Source organism: Streptococcus sp. GMD4S (assembly GCF_000296955.1).
In genome coordinates this window covers 1-1,589 of the sequence record NZ_AJRE01000495.1, presented here as the reverse complement: position 1 = coordinate 1,589, position 1,589 = coordinate 1, and the positions used below count along the sequence as shown (strand labels likewise).

Below are 1,589 nucleotides of genomic sequence, written 5' to 3'. Positions count from 1 at the left end.
AATGTACGGTTTACTGCAAGAGTAAAAGTCGCAACTGCTACATTTGATGGGGTATAACGCAACTCAGCGTCACGTGTCATACGCCCTACAAGTACAACATTGTTAATCATAATTTACCTTCTTACGCGTCAAGTTTGACGATCATGTGACGAAGAATGTCAGCGTTGATTTTTGAAAGACGGTCAAACTCTTTAAGAGCTACGTCGTCGTTTGCTTCAACGTTAACGATGTGGTAAAGTCCTTCACGGAAATCTTGGATTTCGTATGCAAGACGACGTTTTTCCCATGATTTTGATTCAACAACAGTTGCACCGTTGTCAGTCAAGATAGAGTCAAAACGTGCTACCAAAGCGTTTTTCGCTTCTTCTTCAATGTTTGGACGAATGATATAAAGAATTTCGTATTTAGCCATTGATATGTTCCTCCTTTTGGTCTAATGACCCCTAGTCTTTGCAAGGGGTAAGTGAGGTTTGCTCACAATAAACTATTATACTAGAAAAACTGATAGATAGCAAGATAAAAGTGAAAAAAGAAGATGAAAATATCTTCTTTTTACTAGTTTATGGTTTGATACGGTGCAACATACGTGGGAATGGAATGGCTTCACGGATATGTTTGGTTCCAGCTGCGAAGGTTACCATACGTTCGATACCGATACCAAATCCTCCGTGTGGAACTGTGCCGTATTTACGAAGGTCAAGGTAAAATTCATATTCTGTACGATCCATGCCCAGTTCTTCCATTTTAGCTACAAGAGCATCGTAGTCTTCCTCACGCATAGATCCACCGATGATTTCTCCGTAACCTTCTGGTGCCAGCAAGTCTGCACAAAGCACGCGCTCTGGATTTCCAGGAACTGGTTTCATGTAGAAGGCCTTGATAGCTGCTGGGTAGTTCATGACAAATGTTGGCACACCAAAGTGGTTTGAAATCCATGTTTCGTGTGGTGAACCAAAGTCATCGCCATGCTCAAGATGCTCGTAGTCAGCATCTTCATCATTTTCATGCTCTTGCAAAAGGTCAATGGCTTGATCGTAAGTGATGCGTTTGAACGGCTCTGCAATGTAGCGTTTCAAGAGATCTGTATCACGTTCCAAGGTTTCCAAGGCTTGAGGCGCACGATCAAGAACACCTTGAAGAAGGGCTTTAACATAAGCTTCTTGCAAGTCAAGTGACTCATCGTGTGTCAAGTAGGAGTACTCCGCATCCATCATCCAGAACTCAGTCAAGTGACGACGCGTTTTTGATTTTTCAGCACGGAATACTGGACCAAAGTCAAATACACGACCAAGAGCCATAGCCCCTGCTTCTAGGTAAAGCTGACCAGATTGACTCAAGTAGGCTGGCGTTCCGAAGTAGTCTGTTTCAAAGAGTTCTGTTGAATCTTCAGCCGCGTTTCCTGAAAGAATTGGGCTATCAAATTTCATGAAGCCGTTCTTGTCGAAAAACTCATAAGTTGCATAGATGATAGCGTTACGGATTTGCATCACTGCTACTTGCTTACGAGAGCGGAGCCACAAGTGACGGTTGTCCATCAAGAAGTCTGTTCCGTGTTCTTTTGGTGTGATTGGGTAGTCTTGAGATTCACC

At 43.0% G+C, this 1,589-nt stretch carries 3 protein-coding genes; all 3 read right to left on the bottom strand.

The window, feature by feature from the left end:
* Positions 1-110 (bottom strand): single-stranded DNA-binding protein (locus GMD4S_RS13220; protein WP_000609588.1); only part of this gene is annotated, 110 nt, incomplete at its 3' end.
* 11 nt (positions 111-121) lie between these two features.
* Entirely contained in the window at positions 122-412 is a 291-nt protein-coding gene (rpsF, locus tag GMD4S_RS12065) for a 30S ribosomal protein S6 (RefSeq protein ID WP_001151783.1), read from the bottom strand.
* A gap of 148 nt (positions 413-560) precedes the next feature.
* On the bottom strand, positions 561-1,589 hold a 1,029-nt coding region (gene asnS / locus GMD4S_RS12060), incomplete at its 5' end, for an asparagine--tRNA ligase (RefSeq protein WP_000431059.1).